This is a genomic window from Mesorhizobium sp. WSM4847 (genome assembly GCF_055811335.1).
In genome coordinates, this window is the sequence record NZ_JBVVPY010000031.1 from 40,124 (window position 1) to 56,760 (window position 16,637).

At 63.8% G+C, this 16,637-nt stretch carries 15 protein-coding genes; 5 read left to right on the forward strand and 10 right to left on the reverse strand.

Features of this window, described 5'->3' with window-relative positions:
* Nucleotides 1-8: 8 nt before the first annotated feature.
* From AC0L28_RS30705 to lepA, 3 genes are all read right to left on the reverse strand, one after another.
* Nucleotides 9-2,201, reverse strand: a complete 2,193-nt coding sequence (locus AC0L28_RS30705) for a malate synthase G (protein WP_473482033.1) — start codon at nt 2,199-2,201, stop codon at nt 9-11.
* A gap of 145 nt (nt 2,202-2,346) precedes the next feature.
* Nucleotides 2,347-4,368 carry a hydantoinase/oxoprolinase N-terminal domain-containing protein gene (locus AC0L28_RS30710; protein ID WP_473482034.1) on the reverse strand — a complete coding sequence of 674 codons (2,022 nt, stop codon included), beginning with the start codon at nt 4,366-4,368 and terminating at the stop codon, nt 2,347-2,349.
* 111 nt (nt 4,369-4,479) lie between these two features.
* A complete protein-coding gene (gene lepA, locus AC0L28_RS30715; protein ID WP_473482037.1) occupies nt 4,480-6,285 on the reverse strand; it encodes a translation elongation factor 4 in 1,806 nt (601 codons plus the stop codon).
* Between the two features lie 164 nt (nt 6,286-6,449).
* Here lepA and AC0L28_RS30720 point away from each other — a divergent pair, with 164 nt between their 5' ends.
* The 3 genes from AC0L28_RS30720 (at nt 6,450) to msrA (ending at nt 9,049) form a co-directional block, all read left to right on the forward strand.
* Complete coding sequence (locus AC0L28_RS30720) at nt 6,450-7,499, forward strand: TadE/TadG family type IV pilus assembly protein (protein WP_473482039.1); 1,050 nt, start codon at nt 6,450-6,452, stop codon at nt 7,497-7,499.
* Nucleotides 7,500-7,918: 419 nt separating this feature from the next.
* On the forward strand, nt 7,919-8,197 hold the full coding sequence (locus tag AC0L28_RS30725) for a hypothetical protein (protein WP_128245691.1): 279 nt from the start codon (nt 7,919-7,921) through the stop codon (nt 8,195-8,197).
* Between the two features lie 111 nt (nt 8,198-8,308).
* Nucleotides 8,309-9,049, forward strand: coding sequence for a peptide-methionine (S)-S-oxide reductase MsrA (gene msrA, locus AC0L28_RS30730; RefSeq protein ID WP_473482041.1), 741 nt, complete (start codon nt 8,309-8,311; stop codon nt 9,047-9,049).
* 171 nt (nt 9,050-9,220) lie between these two features.
* Here msrA and AC0L28_RS30735 read toward each other — a convergent pair whose 3' ends face one another.
* The 7 genes from AC0L28_RS30735 to AC0L28_RS30765 form a co-directional block, all read right to left on the reverse strand.
* Nucleotides 9,221-9,946, reverse strand: coding sequence for an amino acid ABC transporter ATP-binding protein (locus AC0L28_RS30735; protein WP_473482043.1), 726 nt, complete (start codon nt 9,944-9,946; stop codon nt 9,221-9,223).
* Nucleotides 9,924-10,583, reverse strand: coding sequence for an amino acid ABC transporter permease (locus AC0L28_RS30740; RefSeq protein WP_473482045.1), 660 nt, complete (start codon nt 10,581-10,583; stop codon nt 9,924-9,926). Before AC0L28_RS30740 ends, AC0L28_RS30735 begins: the two co-directional genes overlap by 23 nt.
* Nucleotides 10,584-10,593: 10 nt before the next feature.
* On the reverse strand, nt 10,594-11,265 hold the full coding sequence (locus AC0L28_RS30745; protein WP_473482047.1) for an amino acid ABC transporter permease: 672 nt from the start codon (nt 11,263-11,265) through the stop codon (nt 10,594-10,596).
* 39 nt (nt 11,266-11,304) lie between these two features.
* The gene (locus tag AC0L28_RS30750) at nt 11,305-12,096 is read right to left on the reverse strand and encodes a transporter substrate-binding domain-containing protein (protein ID WP_473482049.1); all 792 of its coding nucleotides are present in this window, start codon (nt 12,094-12,096) and stop codon (nt 11,305-11,307) included.
* 194 nt (nt 12,097-12,290) lie between these two features.
* Nucleotides 12,291-13,295, reverse strand: coding sequence for a cytochrome d ubiquinol oxidase subunit II (locus tag AC0L28_RS30755; protein WP_287066694.1), 1,005 nt, complete (start codon nt 13,293-13,295; stop codon nt 12,291-12,293).
* A 10-nt stretch (nt 13,296-13,305) separates the two neighbouring features.
* Nucleotides 13,306-14,664 carry a cytochrome ubiquinol oxidase subunit I gene (locus tag AC0L28_RS30760; RefSeq protein ID WP_473482051.1) on the reverse strand — a complete coding sequence of 453 codons (1,359 nt, stop codon included), beginning with the start codon at nt 14,662-14,664 and terminating at the stop codon, nt 13,306-13,308.
* 70 nt (nt 14,665-14,734) lie between these two features.
* Nucleotides 14,735-14,896, reverse strand: coding sequence for a hypothetical protein (locus tag AC0L28_RS30765; protein WP_156941598.1), 162 nt, complete (start codon nt 14,894-14,896; stop codon nt 14,735-14,737).
* On the opposite strand from AC0L28_RS30765, the gene AC0L28_RS30770 reads away from it, so the two are divergent.
* On the forward strand, nt 14,883-15,809 hold the full coding sequence (locus AC0L28_RS30770; RefSeq protein ID WP_128169311.1) for an ABC transporter ATP-binding protein: 927 nt from the start codon (nt 14,883-14,885) through the stop codon (nt 15,807-15,809). The genes AC0L28_RS30765 and AC0L28_RS30770 overlap by 14 nt on opposite strands.
* On the forward strand, nt 15,806-16,567 hold the full coding sequence (locus AC0L28_RS30775) for an ABC transporter permease (protein WP_128245696.1): 762 nt from the start codon (nt 15,806-15,808) through the stop codon (nt 16,565-16,567). The genes AC0L28_RS30770 and AC0L28_RS30775 overlap by 4 nt, the downstream gene beginning before the upstream one ends.
* Nucleotides 16,568-16,637: the final 70 nt, after the last annotated feature.

The window sequence follows — 16,637 nt, forward strand, 5'->3', positions numbered from 1 at the left end:
GAGTTATACTAAAACACTGTGCGCGCTATCGAGGGTCTTTCCTTCGCCTTCAGCTCCAGCCGCCGCGCGTGCAGCACCGGCTCGGTGTAGCCGTTGGGCTGGACCCGGCCCTTGAATACGAGGTCGCAGGCGGCGAGGAAGGCGATCGACTTGTCGAAGTCAGGGGCCATCGGCCGGTAGAGCGGATCGCCTGCATTCTGGCGGTCGACGACGCCGGCCATGCGCTTCATCGTCTCCATCACCTGGTCTGAGGTGCACACGCCGTGATGCAGCCAGTTGGCGATGTGCTGCGAGGAGATACGCAGCGTGGCGCGGTCCTCCATCAGGCCTATGTCATTGATGTCAGGCACCTTCGAGCAGCCGACGCCCTGGTCGATCCAACGCACGACATAGCCCAGAATGCCTTGCGCGTTGTTGTCGAGCTCGTTCTGGACCTCCTCCAGCGACCAGTTCGGCCGCACCGCTACCGGCACCGACAAGATGTCGTCGAGCTTTGCCTTGGGGCGGCTCTTCAGCGCCGCCTGCACAGCGTGGACGTCGACCTTGTGGTAGTGGGTGGCGTGCAGCGTCGCCGCTGTCGGCGACGGCACCCAGGCGGTGTTGGCGCCGGCCCTGGGATGGGCGATCTTTTCCGCCAGCATCGCCGCCATCAGATCGGGCATCGCCCACATGCCCTTGCCGATCTGGGCGCGGCCGGCCAGCCCGCATTCCAGCCCGGTGTCGACGTTCCAGGCTTCGTAGGCGGCAATCCAGACGGCCTGCTTCATTTCGCCCTTGCGGATCATCGGGCCGGCTTCCATCGAGGTGTGGATCTCGTCGCCGGTGCGGTCGAGGAAACCGGTGTTGATGAAGACGACGCGATCTTTGGCGGCGCGGATCGCCTCCTTGAGGTTGACGGTGGTGCGCCGCTCCTCGTCCATAATGCCCATCTTGATGGTGTTTTTCACCATGCCGAGCAGCGCCTCGACACGGTCGAATATCTCGACGGCGAAGGCGACTTCCTCCGGCCCGTGCATCTTGGGCTTTACGACATACATCGAGCCCGCGCGGGAATTGGCGCGTCGTCCGTTCGGGCCGACATCGTGCAGCGCGATCAGCGCCGTCATCGCCGCATCCATGATGCCTTCCGGCACTTCGTTGCCGTCGCGATCCATTATCGCCGGATTGGTCATGAGGTGGCCGACGTTGCGGATCAGCATCAGCGAGCGGCCGGGCAGGGACAGGGCGCCACCATCAGGCGCGGTGTACGACCGGTCGGGATTGAGTTTACGCGTAAACGTGCTGCCGGCCTTGGTGATCTCCTCGGCAAGGTCGCCCTTCATCAGGCCGAGCCAGTTGCGGTAGACCAAAACCTTGTCCTGCGCATCGACCGCCGCTACCGAATCCTCGCAGTCCTGGATGGTCGTCAGCGCCGATTCCAGCACGACATCGGCAATGCCGGCCGGATCGGTCTTGCCGATCTGGTTGCTGCGGTCGATCACAATCTCGATATGCAGGCCATTGCCGGTGAGCAGGACGGCTTCGGGATTATCGGCGTCGCCGCGATAGCCGGCAAACTGTTTGGGATCGGCGAGCGTGGTGGCGCCGGCGCCCTCGCTCAGCCGCAGCATGCCGTTGGCCACGGCAAGCCCGTTCACCCCTGCCCATTTGCCGGTCGTCAGCGGGACCGATTCGTCGAGAAAACCCTTCGCCCAGGCAATGACCTTGGCGCCGCGCACGGGATTGAACCTGGCGCCCCTCTCGGCGCCGTCGGTCTCGGGAATGGCGTCGGTGCCGTAGAGCGCATCATAGAGCGAGCCCCAGCGCGCATTGGCGGCATTCAGCGCGTAACGCGCGTTCATCACCGGCACTACCAATTGCGGCCCTGCAACCACCGAGATCTCGGGGTCGACATTGTCCGTCGCGACGGAGAAGGCCGGCCCTTCCGGCGCGAGATAGCCGATTTCCCTCAGGAAATCCTTGTAGGCTTCCATGTCGGCGGGCGCGCCATTGTCGCGATACCAGTGGTCGATCTGGCCCTGCAGCGCGTCGCGTTTTGCGAGCAGAGCCCGGTTCCTCGGCGCCAAATCATGCACAATGGCCGAGAAGCCGGTCCAGAAGGCGTCGGCTGCAATGCCGGTGGCCCGCAGCGCCTCGTTCACGACGAAATCATAAAGCTCGCGGGCAATCCGCAATCCGGCGATTTCGACGCGATCGGTCATCGGGGCTTCTCCAGACGAAGGGCTTTGGCCGGGCCTTTGACATGTCAGGGTGGCAGGGTCAATTCAGCTTAGGGTGAAGGTAGGGCATTTTCGCCGCCGGCCAAAGCCGCCAATCTCCCCCTTGTGGGGGAGATTGCGCTCTCCCTCAAACCGCGATCCTTGGCCTGCCCGACGCCACGGCCACCACATGCGCCTCGATAAACATGCGCTGGCCCTCGACGGTCGAGACGCGGAATTCGCTGGCGATCTCGATTTCGGCGCTGTCGGTGCCGGCGTCCCTGGCCCGCCCGGCGGCAATGGCGCGGACATCGGTTTCCGCTGCCGCGATCGCCGCCGCCTCGTCATTGAAGTCGCGCACGCTTTCGCCTGAGGCGACGCGAAACAGCCCTTCCTGGGGCTGGCTGACGCGCGCCTCCGCCGAAACCCTGACCTGGCCGACGACGGCGCCGAGCGCATTGGCGACATCGGTATCTTCGGGCACCACGCAGTCATGGCCGACCAGCGGTGGCAGCCCGGCATAATGCAGCGGCGCCGAGGCGCCGAGGCCGATGACCGGGCGGTCGAGCGCGACGCTCAGCCGTGCGATGCCGGGATGGGAATCGACGGCGCGCTGCACCAGCGCGTGCGCCACGGTCGCCGCGCCATCCAGCCCGTCCTCGGCAAAGGCGGTTTCGAGGATGACTTCCGCCGACAGCCGGGTCAGCGTGGTCAGCACCCGTTCCGAGATCGCCTCCGGCGTGGCGGCGATCGCCTGTCCGCGGCCGTCGCGCTTGCGGGCGAACAGCTCGGCGCCGAGCCGAGCCGTGGCGGCATCCCAGTTGGCCTGCTTGCCCAGCACATGGGCGGCGTCCGACGGCGTGAAGCCGGCGACATGCACCAGCCCGCGCGACACCAACCGGTTCAAGGTGGCGTTCTGGGCGTTTGATGTCAAAAGCCTGTCGACGGCGAGAGGCGTCGAGCCGATCAGCTCATAAAGCTTGGCCTCGGCGCCGGTCAGGCCGGCAGCCAGCCGCTCCGGCACGCCGGTCCTGACCGCCAGCCGGCCATCCATGCGGCTGGGGTTGGCCGCGCGCATCTGGCGTTCCAGTTCGACGGTCACCGCTTCGCCATGCATCATGCCGGCCAGCGCCAGCGGCACCAGGCGGCGCGGCCCGAGCAGGATTCTTGGGTTGAGCGCGCCGTCCTCCAGCGTCACTTCGGAATCGCCGCCGAGCCCAAAGGTGCGCATGGCGACCGCCTCGACCATGGTGCGGAAGCCGCCGACGGTGGCGCCTTCCGGGTCAAGCCTGGGACGGCCCTGGTCGAGCACGGCAACGTCGGTGGTGGTGCCGCCAATGTCGGAGACGACTGCATTGTCGAGGCCGGTCATGTGGCGAGCGCCGACAAGGCTGGCGGCCGGGCCTGAAAGAATCGTCTCGATCGGCCGCTGGCGGGCGAAGGCGGCGGAAACCAGCGCGCCGTCGCCGCGCACCACCATCAGCGGGGCGGCGATGCCGCGCGCGGCAAGAAAGCCCTCGGTCGCCGCCACCAGCCGGTCGATCATCGAGATCAGCCTGGCGTTGAGCAGCGTCGTCAGCGCCCGGCGCGGGCCGCCGAGCTTGGCCGAAAGCTCGTGGCTGGCGGTGACCGGCAGGCCTGTTATGCCGCGGATCAGGTTCCGCGCGCTTAGCTCATGCGCCGGGTTGCGAGTGGCGAAATAGGCGCAGACGGCAAAGCCGGACACCGAGGCGCCGAGTTCCGGCAGCGCTGCCTCCAGCCCGGACAGATCGAGTTTTGCCGCATTGCCATGGACATCGTGGCCGCCCGGGCAGAACACCACAGGGTCGGTGCCGAGCGCGGCCTTCAGCCCGTCGCGGGCAAGGTCGCCCTCGGAAAAGCCGATCATCACCAGCGCGACGCGGCCGCCCTGACCCTCGACCAGCGCGTTGGTGGCAAGCGTCGTCGACATCGACACCAGTTTTATTGCTGCCGGATCGGTGGCGGCTTTTTGCAGCACCGCATCGACCGCGCCCGAAATGCCGACCGCCAGATCGTGGCGGGTGGTCAGCGCCTTGGCCTTGGCCAGAACCTTTCCGTTAGCGCCACCGGCTTCCGACCACAGCACGGCATCGGTATAGGTGCCGCCGGTGTCGATGCCGAGGAACAGGGGGGAGGATTTGGCGGTCATTGGCGAATCCGGGATTTTGCTCCCCGCCCTTAGCCGATACGCGCCGGCTGATAAAGCCGCGAGCGCTGGGCCACGAAGCCTGATCCCCCTCAGCTGCGCGCGGACGGCTTCTCAATCGCCCATCTTCAGCGCCTGGATAAACGCCTCCTGCGGGATGTCGACCTTGCCGAACTGGCGCATCCGCTTCTTGCCCTCTTTCTGCTTGTCGAGCAGCTTGCGCTTGCGCGAGACGTCGCCGCCGTAGCATTTGGCCGTGACGTCCTTGCGCAGGGCCGAGATCGTCTCGCGGGCGATGACCTTGCCGCCGATTGCCGCCTGGATCGGGATCTTGAACAGATGGTTCGGGATCAGTTCCTTCAGCTTCTCGCACATCTGGCGGCCGCGCTTTTCCGCCGCCGTGCGGTGGACCAGCATCGACAGCGCGTCGACGGGCTCCTCGTTGACCAGGATCGACATCTTCACCAGGTCGCCTTCCTTGTAGTCGGTCAGGTGATAGTCGAAGGAGGCGTAGCCCTTGGAGATCGATTTTAGCCGATCATAGAAGTCGAAGACGACCTCGTTGAGCGGCAGATCGTAGGTCAGCATGGCGCGTTTGCCGACATAGGAGAGATCGGCCTGGATGCCGCGCCGATCCTGGCAGAGTTTCAGGATGCCGCCGAGATATTCGTCCGGGGTGAGGATGGTGGCGCGGATCCACGGCTCCTCGATCGCCTGGATCTTGACCACGTCGGGCATGTCGGCCGGGTTGTGCAGTTCCTTCGTCGTGCCGTCGGTCAGAGCCAAGCGATAGACGACCGAGGGCGCGGTGGCGATGAGGTCGAGGTTGAACTCGCGCTCCAGCCGCTCCTGGATGATTTCCAGATGCAGCAGGCCAAGGAAGCCGCAGCGATAGCCGAAGCCGAGCGCCGCGCTGGTTTCCATTTCATAGGAGAAAGAAGCGTCGTTGAGGCGCAGTTTGCCGACCGCGGCGCGCAGATCCTCGAAATCGGCGGCGTCGACGGGGAACAGGCCGCAAAACACCACCGGCTGCGCCGGCTTGAAGCCGGGCAGGGCCTGCGCCGTCTGGCGCTTGTCCTCGGTAATGGTGTCGCCGACGCGGGTGTCGGCGACTTCTTTGATCGAGCCGGTGAAGAAGCCGAATTCGCCTGGGCCGAGCTCGTCGACATTGATGCGGGCCGGCGTGAAGACGCCGGTGCGCTCGACCAGATACTTGGCGCCGGTGCCCATCATGCGGATGGTCTGGCCCTTCTTCAGCACGCCGTCGATGATGCGGACCAGCACGATGACGCCGAGATAGGCGTCGTACCAGCTGTCGACCAGCATCGCCTTCAGCGGGGCCGTGATGTCGCCTTCGCGCGGCGGCGGCAGCTCGTTGACGATCGCCTCCAGCACGTCGGGGATGCCGAGGCCGGTCTTGGCCGAGATCAGCACGGCGTTGGAGGCGTCGATGCCGATCACCTCCTCGACCTGCTCGCGAATGCGCTCGGGCTCGGCGGCCGGCAGGTCGACCTTGTTCAGCACCACGACGATCTCGTGGTTGTTGTCGATGGCCTGGTAGACATTGGCCAGCGTCTGCGCCTCGACGCCTTGGCTGGCGTCGACAACCAGCAGCGAGCCCTCGCAGGCGGCGAGCGACCGCGACACTTCGTAGGCGAAGTCGACATGGCCGGGCGTGTCGATCAAATTGAGGATAAAATCCTCGCCATTGTTGGCGCGGTATTTCAATCGCACCGTCTGCGCCTTGATGGTGATGCCGCGCTCGCGCTCGATATCCATCGAGTCCAGCACCTGCTCCTTCATGTCGCGCAGCTCCAGCCCGCCGGTGGACTGGATCAGCCGGTCGGCAAGCGTGGATTTGCCATGGTCGATATGGGCGACGATGGAGAAATTGCGGATGTTCTTGATCGGCGTGGTCATGTCGCGCGCTTTAGCAGGGGCAGCTTGCCCGGGCAAGCGGCGGCGGGCGCGGCGCATAAGCCGCCAGCGGACGCAAAGCCGTTAAACTTTGGTCCATCAGATTAGGGCATAGTTCGCGCCCTGCGTGACAGGCCACGAGCTGTCACGGTTTGGGGGGCCAAGCAATGCCACAATCTGGACGTCATTTTCTCAATTCCGAGAGCGGCTCCCTCGCGCCGATACTCGCCATCATGCTTATCCCGATGTGTGCCGCTCTGGGCTTTTCAATCGACTACAACTCAGCCGTTGCGACCAAGGGATCGATGCAGAATGCGCTCGATGCCGCGACGCTGTCGATCACGACGCTGCCAACCAGCACGTCACTGGCGGACCGTCAGGTGAAACTGCAGGAGTCGTTTACGTCCAATAGCGGGCAAGGCACCGCCAAGCTCGATAGCTTCGTCGTCGCCGCCGACGGCACCGCCAGCATCGATGCTTCGGCCAAGTTTGCCATGCCGACGAACTTCATGCAGATCGCCCACGTCGACACGGTGCAGATCGGCGTCGCGTCGGCAGTGCGCAAGCGGCCGGCGCTGGTGCAGACCACGTTCAAGGTCGACAAGGTTTCGGGCCATTGGAACAAGACAATGACGCTCTACGGCACGAAATTCACCGAGACGGCGATCAATCCGCTGATGAAGATCACTTATGTCTACAACAATTTTGGTGATCCGAAAGGCTACGGCACGTCGGCAGTGTATACGGTCAACGGAGCGACGAGCACGAAGGTCCAGGAACAGAAATGCACGACCAAGACGGTGCAGAATTTTAACGGCCTGCCTACCGGGGCGATTACCCAGACGAGCGGCAACAAGAAATACCTGACCACCTGCACCAACACTATGTACCCCGCGAACGGCGCCGGCGCGGTGATCGACGTCAGCCTGATGGATGTGCTGTATCTGCAGATGGATGTGCCATCGGCCCAAACACCCAAGCTCAAGTCGAATGACGCAAACACATCGAACCGGTTGTACATCGACGGCGTTGAAGTCGCGAACGGCAAACTGGTGGACATCTTCACCGCCGTGCCGTGCGGCCAACCCAGCCAGCAGGCCTGGGAAGACGGCGGCAATCCCGTACCGGCTCCGGTGTCCAACGCCGACTTCTTCTACACCGTGACCGGCAAGTGCGACTTCAATCAGCGGCCTTCGCAAACAGTGCTTACGCAATAGGGGCAGGCGCCTGAGCTGCCAATCTCCCCCCCCTTGTGGGGGAGATGGCCGGCAGGCCAGAGGGGGGCGCTGTCCCGCGGCCTTGCCAAGATCGAAAATCCCGCCGCCGTGATCCACCCCTGTTGCCAGGAGATTCGACCGCCTCTCCGGTTATCGATGCATTAACCTGGCGTTAGGGAGCGAGGCCACTGCACGCAAGGGCTGCCTCGCCGCGCTTTACGTCGCCCCCCTCTGTCCTGCCGGACATCTCCCCCACAAGGAGGGAGATTGGATGTCGCACCCGCTTTCGCCAATATCCAGCGTTGCAAAAACAACGAGCCTTCCGATCACGAAGCGGTGATGGCTGTAACGAAAGCCCAGGCGGCGGCGAAGAGCTGATGTGATCGCCATTCCGGCGCGCCACCAACCTGGAGACCATCATGACCAACCTCACCCGCCTGACCTTGCCGGCACTTGCCTTCGCACTGTGCTCGACGGCGCTTTTCGCTGGCGGCATTGCGCGCGCCGAAGATGCGATGAAGCCGGCCGATGCGATGGCGACCGACGCCATGAAGCCGGCGACCGACGCGATGAAGCCGGCGGATCCGATGGCGGCCGAAAAGATGAAGGACTGCATGGACAAGGCTGCCATGGAAACCGACGCGATGAAAAAGGACGAGGCGACCAAGGCCTGCGACGCGATGGGGACGGCCAAGTAGGCCCGCGTCCGCGAACGGGGCGCGGCCGAATGCACGCGCCCGCACGGCAATGTGAGACCGCGACGGACCTATCTGTCGTATAATCGTAAACTCACGCATGGGAGAGCAGAGATGACCGGCATTGAAAAAACCGCCGCGAAACGGTCGATGAACTTCGCCAGGGGCGCGCTTGCGGCGCTGATGCTCGCGGCGGCCGGCGCCGCCTTGTGGCAGACGCCGGCAATTTCGGCCGAGGAGGCGGTGGTGATCCCGCCGCCGGCGATGGACGAGAAACCCGCCGCCGGCACCGCCAAGGCGGTCTTCGCCGGCGGCTGCTTCTGGGGCGTGCAAGGCGTGTTCCAGCACGTCAACGGCGTGACCAGCGCCGTCTCCGGCTATGCCGGCGGGACCGAGGACACCGCCGTCTACGAGACGGTCGGCACCGGCCGGACCGGGCACGCCGAAGCCGTCGAGATCACCTACGAGCCATCCAAAGTCACTTACGGCCAGTTGCTGCAGGTGTATTTCTCGGTCGCGCACAACCCGACACAGCTGAACTACCAGGGTCCGGACCGCGGCCCCCAATACCGTTCGACGATCTTTGCCGAAACCGACGGGCAGAAGAAGATCGCCGAGAGCTACATCGCCCAGCTTGACAAGGCCAAGGTGTTTCCAGAGCCGATCGTGACCGCGCTGGAGACCGGAAAGACGTTCTATCCGGCCGAAGACTATCATCAGGACTTTTTGACGCTGAACCCGACCTATCCCTATATCGTCTACAACGACCTGCCCAAGGTCGAGAATTTGAAGACGCTATTCCCGGATCTTTACAGCGAAAAACCGGTGCTGGTGCTGGCCGGCAACAAGAGCTGATCTTTTGCCAGTGTGTACTTGGTGCGTCCTAATGGACGCATGTCGGCGTCAAGTGTGGTGAGGTACCAGGTCAGGCCGCGCCGAAAATGGTGGATTCCGAGATCCGGAACGGAGCGTACTTTCGGGTACGCGAGTAGCGCCGGTTGCAGGCCGGCTGAATATCAACACAGCTTATTGCACGCCCAGAAACTGCCGGAGCTCCGGCGTCCTGGGATTGGAAAAAACGTCCTCGGGGGCGCCGATCTCGTGGACGCGGCCCTGATGCATGAAGACGACGCGCGAGCAGACGTCGCGGGCAAAGCGCATCTCGTGGGTGACCATCACCAGCGTCATGCCTTCCGCCGCCAATTCCTTGACGACGGCCAGCACCTCGGCGACGAGCTCGGGATCGAGCGCCGAGGTGATCTCGTCGCATAGCAGCGCGATGGGCTGCATGGCGAGCGCCCGGGCGATCGCCACGCGCTGCTGCTGGCCGCCGGACAATTCGTCCGGCAACGCATCGAACTTGTGGGCGAGACCGACGCGGTCGAGCATTTTTCGCGCGACCGCCTCGGCGTCCTTCTTCGGCGTCTTCTTCACCACCATCTGCGACAGCATGACATTGCCACCGGCGGTGAGATGCGGGAACAGGTTGAATTGCTGAAAAATCATGCCGACCTTCAGGCGCAGCGCCTTGAGATGCACCTCGTCGGGCAGGAACTGGGCGCCGGCGACGACGATCGAGCCTTCATCGATGGTCTCCAGCCCGTTGATGCAGCGCAGCAGCGTCGACTTGCCCGAACCGCTCTTGCCGATGATGGCGACGACCTCGCCCGGCGCGACGTCGATGGAAATCCCCTTCAGCACCTCGTTGTCGCCGAAGCGCTTCTTCACCTCAGTGATTGCGATGAGCGGCATTGAGCTTCCTTTCCAGGAGCTGGCTGGATTTCGACAGCGGCCAGCACAAAGCAAAATAGATGAGCGCGACCAGGCCATAGACGGTGAACGGCTGGAACGTCGCGTTGGTGACGATCGAACCGGCCTTCGACAGTTCGACGAAGCCGATGATCGAGGTGAGCGCGGTGCCCTTCACCACCTGCACCGAGAAGCCGACGGTCGGCGGCACCGCCACTTTCAGTGCCTGCGGCAGGATGACGTAGTGCATCTGCTGGAGATAACCCATGCCGAGGCTGGCTGACGCCTCCCATTGGCCCTTGGCAATGCTCTCGACGCAGCCACGCCAGATTTCGGCGAGGAAGGCTGCGGTCCACAGGATGAGCGCGACACAGGCGGCAAGCCAGGCGGGAACGTCGATGCCAAACAGGCCAAGCCCTAAGAAAGCCAGAAAGAGCTGCATCAGCAGCGGCGTGCCCTGAAACAGCTGGATGTAGCCGCGTGACAGAAACTGCATCCCACGCCGGCCGCCGATGCGCAAGAAAAGCAGGGCCGCGCCGACGATGCCGCCACCGATGAAGGAGACCAGCGAGAGGACAACGGTCCAGCGGGCGGCCAGAAGCAGGTTGCGCAGGATGTCCCAGAAGCTGAACTCGGTCATGGCGCCTGTCTCATCGCGGCGCCTTCCTCGGGAACAGCATCCAGCCCAGGCCGGCCAGCAGCTGGCGCAGCAGGATGGCGAGCGCCAGGTAGATCAGGGCGGAGACGATGTAGGTTTCGAAGGCCCTGAAATTGCGCGACTGGATAAAGTTGGCGGCGAAGGTCAGGTCCTCGGCGGCAATCTGCGAAACGACGGCCGAACCCAGCATGACGATGACGATCTGCGACGACAGCGCAGGCCAGATGCGCTGCAGCGCCGGGACCAGAACCACGTGCCAGAAGGTCTGGAACGGGGTCATGGCGAGGCTGGCGCCGGCCTCGAACTGGCCGCGTGGCGTGGCCTGGATGCCGGCGCGGATGATCTCGCAGCTGTAGGCGCCGAGGTTGACGATCATGGCGAGGTTGGCGGCGGTCAGTTCCGACATCCTGATGCCAAGCGACGGCAGGCCGAAGAAGATGAAGAACAGCTGGATGAGGAAGGGCGTGTTGCGGATCAGCTCGACATAGGTCGCGACGACGGGTTTTAGCCATTTCGGCCCCAGCGCCCGCACCCAGGCGCAGGCAATGCCCAATGCCACGCCGAACACCGCGCCGATCAGGATGAGCTGCACGGTGATCCGAATGCCCTTGAGCAGCACCGGCAGAGATCCGATCAGCCAGCCGAAATCGAACTGATAGGTCATGGCTTGCACTCCGACCTCAGCCACACGCGGCGGGGGCGATCACAGCTCAGCCGGCAGGTCCACCTTCAGCCATTTTTGCGAAATCGCGTTAAGGGCGCCATCGGACCTGGCGGCGGCGATGATCCCGTTGATCTTGGCCATCAACGCCGGCTGCTCCTTGTTCATGCCGATGTAGCAGGGCGAGTTCTTGATCAGGAACTTGAGCTCCGGCCGCTTGGGCGGGTTCTTTTCGAGGATGGCGGCGGCGACGACATTCCCGGTCGCGATCACCTCGACCTGGCCCGAAAGGAAAGCCGAAATAGTGCCGTTATTGTCCTCGTAGCGCTTGATCTCGACGCTCGCGGGCACAACCTTGGTCAGTTCGAGATCTTCGATCGCGCCGCGGGTGACGCCAACGGTCTTGCCGGCGAGGTCTTCCGTTTTTGCGACGGTGACGTCTGCCGGAGCGAACACGCCGTTGTAGAACGGAGCATAGGCTTCGGAAAAGTCGATGACCTTCTCGCGATCGGGATTCTTGCCGAGGCTGGAAATGACCAGGTCGACTTTGTTGGTCTGGAGATAGGGAATGCGGTTGGCGCTGGTGACCGGGACGATCTCGACCTTGGCGCCGAGCTTTTCGCCAATCAGATTGGCGATGTCGACGTCGTAGCCTTGCGGCGTCATGTCGGCGCCGACACTGCCGAAGGGCGGGAAATCCTGTGGAACGGCGATGCGGACGGTGCCGCGCGCCGCGATGTCGCTCAAGGCGTCGGCCCGCGCCTGCGGAGACGAAGCCATGGCCGTTCCAACGGCGGCGGCGAAGGCCAGCATGCAGACATTGCGACGGTTCATTATCTTTCCCTTTGACTGGACAAAACCAATTGGTCGCCAGGGCAAAGCAACAGACATGCCAAACCATCGAAATCGCTGCGAATCGGACTTTCCCGGCGGGATTGGCAAGGTGGGATTGGCAAGGCAGTCTTCACGAGCCGCTGCCGCCCGAGCAATCGACTGCCTAAATATTGTGCAGTTCGGCGGTTTGCCAGTCAGTCGTAGGTCAGATCCGTCGCCTTGCCGCCGAAGACGCGGTAGGCATAAAACGAATAGAAAATGATGATCGGCAGCACCACCACCGTGCCGGCCAGGATGATGGCGAGGCTTTCCGGCGCGGACGCCGCCTGCCAGATGGTCAGCCTGTCGGGCACGACGAAGGGATAGAACGACCAGGCGAGGCCGGCAAAGCCCAGCGTGAAGATGGCGGCCAGCGTCAGGAACGGCGTCAGCGCATGGCGGTCGCCGGCCTTGGGCAGATGGAAGGTCTGCCGCCACAGCCATGCGAACAGCACCGCCGACAGGACCGGCAGCGGCGACAAATAGAGCATGGCCGGCCAGACGAACCATTTGTCGAAGATGCGCGGACTGGCGAGCGGCGTGGCCAGCGACACGGCGACCATGCCGAGCGCGGTCAGCACCAGCGCCCGGCGCAGCCATAGCACCGCCTTCTTCTGCAATTCGCCTTCCGTCTTGTAGATGACCCAGGCCGCGCCCATCGCCGCATAGGCGGCGGCAAGGCAGAGCGCCACCAGCGCGCCGAAGGCCATGCCGCCGGGGCCGACATCAAGGCCCAGCACATAGATCCCCAGCATGTAGCCCTGCGCCAGCGAAGCGATGACCGAGCCCAGGAAGAAGATGCGGTTCCAGCGATGCTTGTGACCGGCCGGCACCTTGGCCCGGAAATCGAAGGCAACGCCGCGCAGGATCAGGCCGACAAGGAGCAGGAAGACCGGAATGTAGAGCGCGGTGAGGATGGTGCCGTGCGCCAGCGGGAAGGCGACCAGCAGCAGGCCGACGGCCAGCACCAGCCAGGTCTCGTTGGCGTCCCAGAACGGGCCTATTGCGGCGATCATCGTGTCCTGCTCGGCGTCCCCGGCGGCTGCGAACAGGATGCCGATACCGAGATCAAAGCCGTCGAGGATGACGTAGATCAGGATGGCAAGGCCCATCAGGCCGGCGAAGATGAGGGGGAGCAATGTCGGCCAATCGAGGGTCATCGCCGTTCTGCTATTTCGCCGCCGGCTGCGACAGCGGCGCGTCGAGAACGCCCGGCAGCGGCGAGGCATCGCCGTCCTTCGCCGCCTTCAGCGCCAGATAGACCAGCACGCCGAGATAGGCGATCAGAAGCAGCGCATAGAGGATGAGATAAACCGCGAGCGACAGCGCGACCTGGCTGCCGGCGACCGGGCCGACGGCATCGACAGTTTTCAGCACGCCGGTGACCAGCCACGGTTGGCGGCCGATCTCGGTGGTGTACCAGCCGGCCAGTGTCGCCAGCCAGCCGGACAGCGCCATCGGCACCATCACCAGCGCCAGCGGTCTCGGCAGGCTGTGCCGGCGCTTGAGGAAAAAGGCGGCCGACCAGGAGACGACCAGCATCAGGACGCCGGTGCCGACCATGATGCGAAAAGCCCAGAACACCGGGAACACCGGCGGGTGGTTGCCGGCATAGTCGTTCAGCCCCGGCACGACACCGCTGGCGCTGTGCCTGAGGATGAGGCTGGCGCCATCGGGGATGGTGATCTCGTATTTGTTCTCCCTTGCCGCCTCGTCGGGAAGCGCGAAAAGGACCAGCGGCACGTTGGGGCCGGTGTTCCAGTTGGCCTCCATGGCGGCGATCTTCTGCGGCTGATGCTCGAGCGTGTTGAGGCCATGCTGGTCGCCGGCGAAGATCTGGATGGGGATCAGGATCGCCGCGGTGAAAACACCGGTGCGCAAGGCCTTCCACATCGATTCCGAACGGTCGCCATAGAGATAGCGCAGCGCCGACACGCCGGCGATCAGGAACGAAACCGTCAGGCCGGAGGCAAGCAGCATGTGGACGAGCCGGTAGGGCATGGACGGGTTGAAGACGATCGTCCACCAGTCGGTAGCGTGGGCTACGCCGTCGCGCATCTCGAAGCCGACCGGCGTCTGCATCCATGAATTGAGCGCGATGATCCAGAAGGCGGACAGGGTGGTGCCGCCGGCCACCAGCACGGTTGCCAGCGTGTGGATGCGGTTGGAAACGCGGCGGAAGCCGAACAGCATGATGCCGAGGAACGCCGCCTCGAGGAAGAAGGCGGTGAGTATCTCATAGGCGAGCAGCGGGCCGGCGATGTTGCCGACGATTTCCATGTAGCCCGGCCAGTTGGTGCCGAACTGGAAGCTCATGGTGACGCCCGAAACCACGCCCATGGCAAAGGACAGCGCGAACACCTTCACCCAGGTGAAATAGGCGCGCATCCAGGCGGTATCGCCGGTGGCGTTGTAGCGAAGCTTGAAGAACAGCAGCATCCAGCCAAGCGCGATGGTGATAGCCGGAAACAGGATATGGAACGAGATGTTGGCGCCGAACTGGATGCGCGAAAGGATGAGCGGGTCCATGGCGGGCTCCGGCTGCTGCTATGTCAGGGAAGATAGGCCGGATGCGCCAGGCGGTCAAAGCGGCGTGGCGTCACGCGAGGCGGAACGCCGCAGGACCGCGCAGCGGTGGATGCGCCGATGTCCAGAATGTCAGGAGTGCCATTGACTTCCGGCCGCGCGCACCGACATTCAGCGGACTAAAATCAACAGACCTCCTTTCAAGCAGCCGTTTTTCAACCATGCCATCGATCATTTCCATTTCCGGGGTCACCAAGACCTACGCCACCGGTTTCAAAGCGCTGAAGGAGATCAACCTCGATATCGAGCGCGGCGAGATTTTTGCGCTGCTCGGGCCGAACGGCGCCGGCAAGACGACGCTGATCTCGATCGTCTGCGGTATCGTCAACCGCTCGTCGGGCACGGTCAGCGTCGACGGCCACGACATCAGCCGGGATTATCGCGCCGCACGCAGCCTCATCGGGCTGGTGCCGCAGGAACTGACCATCGACGCGTTCGAGAGCGTGTGGGCGACGGTCAACTACAGCCGCGGCCTGTTCGGCAAGCCGGCCAATCACGCCTTTGTCGAGAAAGTGCTGCGCGACCTGTCGTTGTGGGACAAGAAGGACGCCAAGGCGATCACCCTGTCCGGCGGCATGAAGCGGCGGCTGATGATCGCCAAGGCGCTGTCGCACGAACCGAGGGTGCTGTTCCTCGACGAGCCGACAGCCGGCGTCGACGTCGAGCTGCGTCAGGACATGTGGGCGATGGTGCGCCGGCTGCGCGAGGATGGCGTCACCATCATCCTGACCACGCACTATATCGAGGAGGCCGAGGCGATGGCCGACCGCGTCGGCGTCATCAATCGCGGTGAGATCGTGCTGGTTGAGGACAAGGTGCAACTGATGCGCACGCTCGGCCGCAAACGGCTGTTGCTGGAATTGCGCAGTCCGCTCGCCACCATACCCGAGAAATTGTCGCGCTACGCGCTGGAGCTTTCGCCGGACGGTGATCGACTGACTTACACCTATGACAACCAGAGCGAGCGGCCGGGCGTCGCCTCGCTGCTGCGCGACCTTGAGACGGCCGGCGTCCAGTTCCGCGATATCGACACGCAAAACAGCTCGCTCGAGGAGATCTTCGTCAACCTGGTGAGGAAGGGCGCATGAACCCGCGAGCAGTCTGGGCGATCTACAAGATGGAGATGGCGCGCGCTTTTCGGACCGTGCTGCAGAGCATTGTCTCGCCGGTCATCTCGACATCGCTCTATTTCGTCGTCTTCGGCTCGGCCATCGGCTCGCGCATCACCGAGATCGACGGCATCAGCTACGGCGCCTTTATCGTGCCGGGGCTGATCATGCTGTCGCTGCTGACGCAGTCGATCTCCAACGCCTCGTTCGCCATCTATTTCCCGAAATTCGTCGGCTCGATCTACGAGCTGCTGTCGGCGCCGGTGTCCTATCTGGAGATCATCATCGCCTATGTCGGGGGTGCGGCGACCAAGTCGATCATACTCGGCCTGATCATCCTGGGGACCGCGTCGCTGTTCGTGCCGCTGACCATCGAGCATCCGTTCTGGATGCTCTCCTTCCTGGTGCTGACGTCGGTGACCTTCAGCCTGTTCGGGTTCATCATCGGCATCTGGGCAAAGAGCTTCGAGCAGCTGCAGCTGGTGCCGCTGCTGATCATCACGCCGCTTACCTTCCTTGGCGGCAGCTTCTATTCGATCGACATGCTGCCCGGCACCTGGCGCACGGTGACGCTGTTCAACCCTGTCCTTTATCTGGTCAGCGGCTTTCGCTGGAGTTTCTACGGCAAGTCCGACGTCTCGATCGGCATCAGCCTCGGCATGACCGTGGTTTTCCTGCTTATCTGCATAGCGATCGTCGCGTGGATTTTCAGGACCGGCTATCGGCTTCGGAACTGACCGAACGGCCTGCCCAGGCGACGCAGCGCCAGCATCCGAGCGATGTTCCCGACCCAAGACGACCAAATCT

Excerpts from the sequence above, each read along its gene's own strand:
- AC0L28_RS30770 (WP_128169311.1), top strand. The coding sequence starts at position 14,883 with ATGCCATCGATCATTTCCATTTCCGGGGTCACCAAGACCTACGCCACC.
- AC0L28_RS30760 (WP_473482051.1), bottom strand. The coding sequence starts at position 14,664 with ATGGACCCGCTCATCCTTTCGCGCATCCAGTTCGGCGCCAACATCTCG.
- AC0L28_RS30750 (WP_473482049.1), bottom strand. The coding sequence starts at position 12,096 with ATGAACCGTCGCAATGTCTGCATGCTGGCCTTCGCCGCCGCCGTTGGA.
- lepA (WP_473482037.1), bottom strand. The coding sequence starts at position 6,285 with ATGACCACGCCGATCAAGAACATCCGCAATTTCTCCATCGTCGCCCAT.
- AC0L28_RS30725 (WP_128245691.1), top strand. The coding sequence starts at position 7,919 with ATGACCAACCTCACCCGCCTGACCTTGCCGGCACTTGCCTTCGCACTG.
- AC0L28_RS30710 (WP_473482034.1), bottom strand. The coding sequence starts at position 4,368 with ATGACCGCCAAATCCTCCCCCCTGTTCCTCGGCATCGACACCGGCGGC.
- AC0L28_RS30740 (WP_473482045.1), bottom strand. The coding sequence starts at position 10,583 with ATGACCGAGTTCAGCTTCTGGGACATCCTGCGCAACCTGCTTCTGGCC.
- msrA (WP_473482041.1), top strand. The coding sequence starts at position 8,309 with ATGACCGGCATTGAAAAAACCGCCGCGAAACGGTCGATGAACTTCGCC.
- AC0L28_RS30755 (WP_287066694.1), bottom strand. The coding sequence starts at position 13,295 with ATGACCCTCGATTGGCCGACATTGCTCCCCCTCATCTTCGCCGGCCTG.
- AC0L28_RS30705 (WP_473482033.1), bottom strand. The coding sequence starts at position 2,201 with ATGACCGATCGCGTCGAAATCGCCGGATTGCGGATTGCCCGCGAGCTT.
- AC0L28_RS30735 (WP_473482043.1), bottom strand. The coding sequence starts at position 9,946 with ATGCCGCTCATCGCAATCACTGAGGTGAAGAAGCGCTTCGGCGACAAC.
- AC0L28_RS30775 (WP_128245696.1), top strand. The coding sequence starts at position 15,806 with ATGAACCCGCGAGCAGTCTGGGCGATCTACAAGATGGAGATGGCGCGC.
- AC0L28_RS30765 (WP_156941598.1), bottom strand. The coding sequence starts at position 14,896 with ATGATCGATGGCATGGTTGAAAAACGGCTGCTTGAAAGGAGGTCTGTT.
- AC0L28_RS30745 (WP_473482047.1), bottom strand. The coding sequence starts at position 11,265 with ATGACCTATCAGTTCGATTTCGGCTGGCTGATCGGATCTCTGCCGGTG.
- AC0L28_RS30720 (WP_473482039.1), top strand. The coding sequence starts at position 6,450 with ATGCCACAATCTGGACGTCATTTTCTCAATTCCGAGAGCGGCTCCCTC.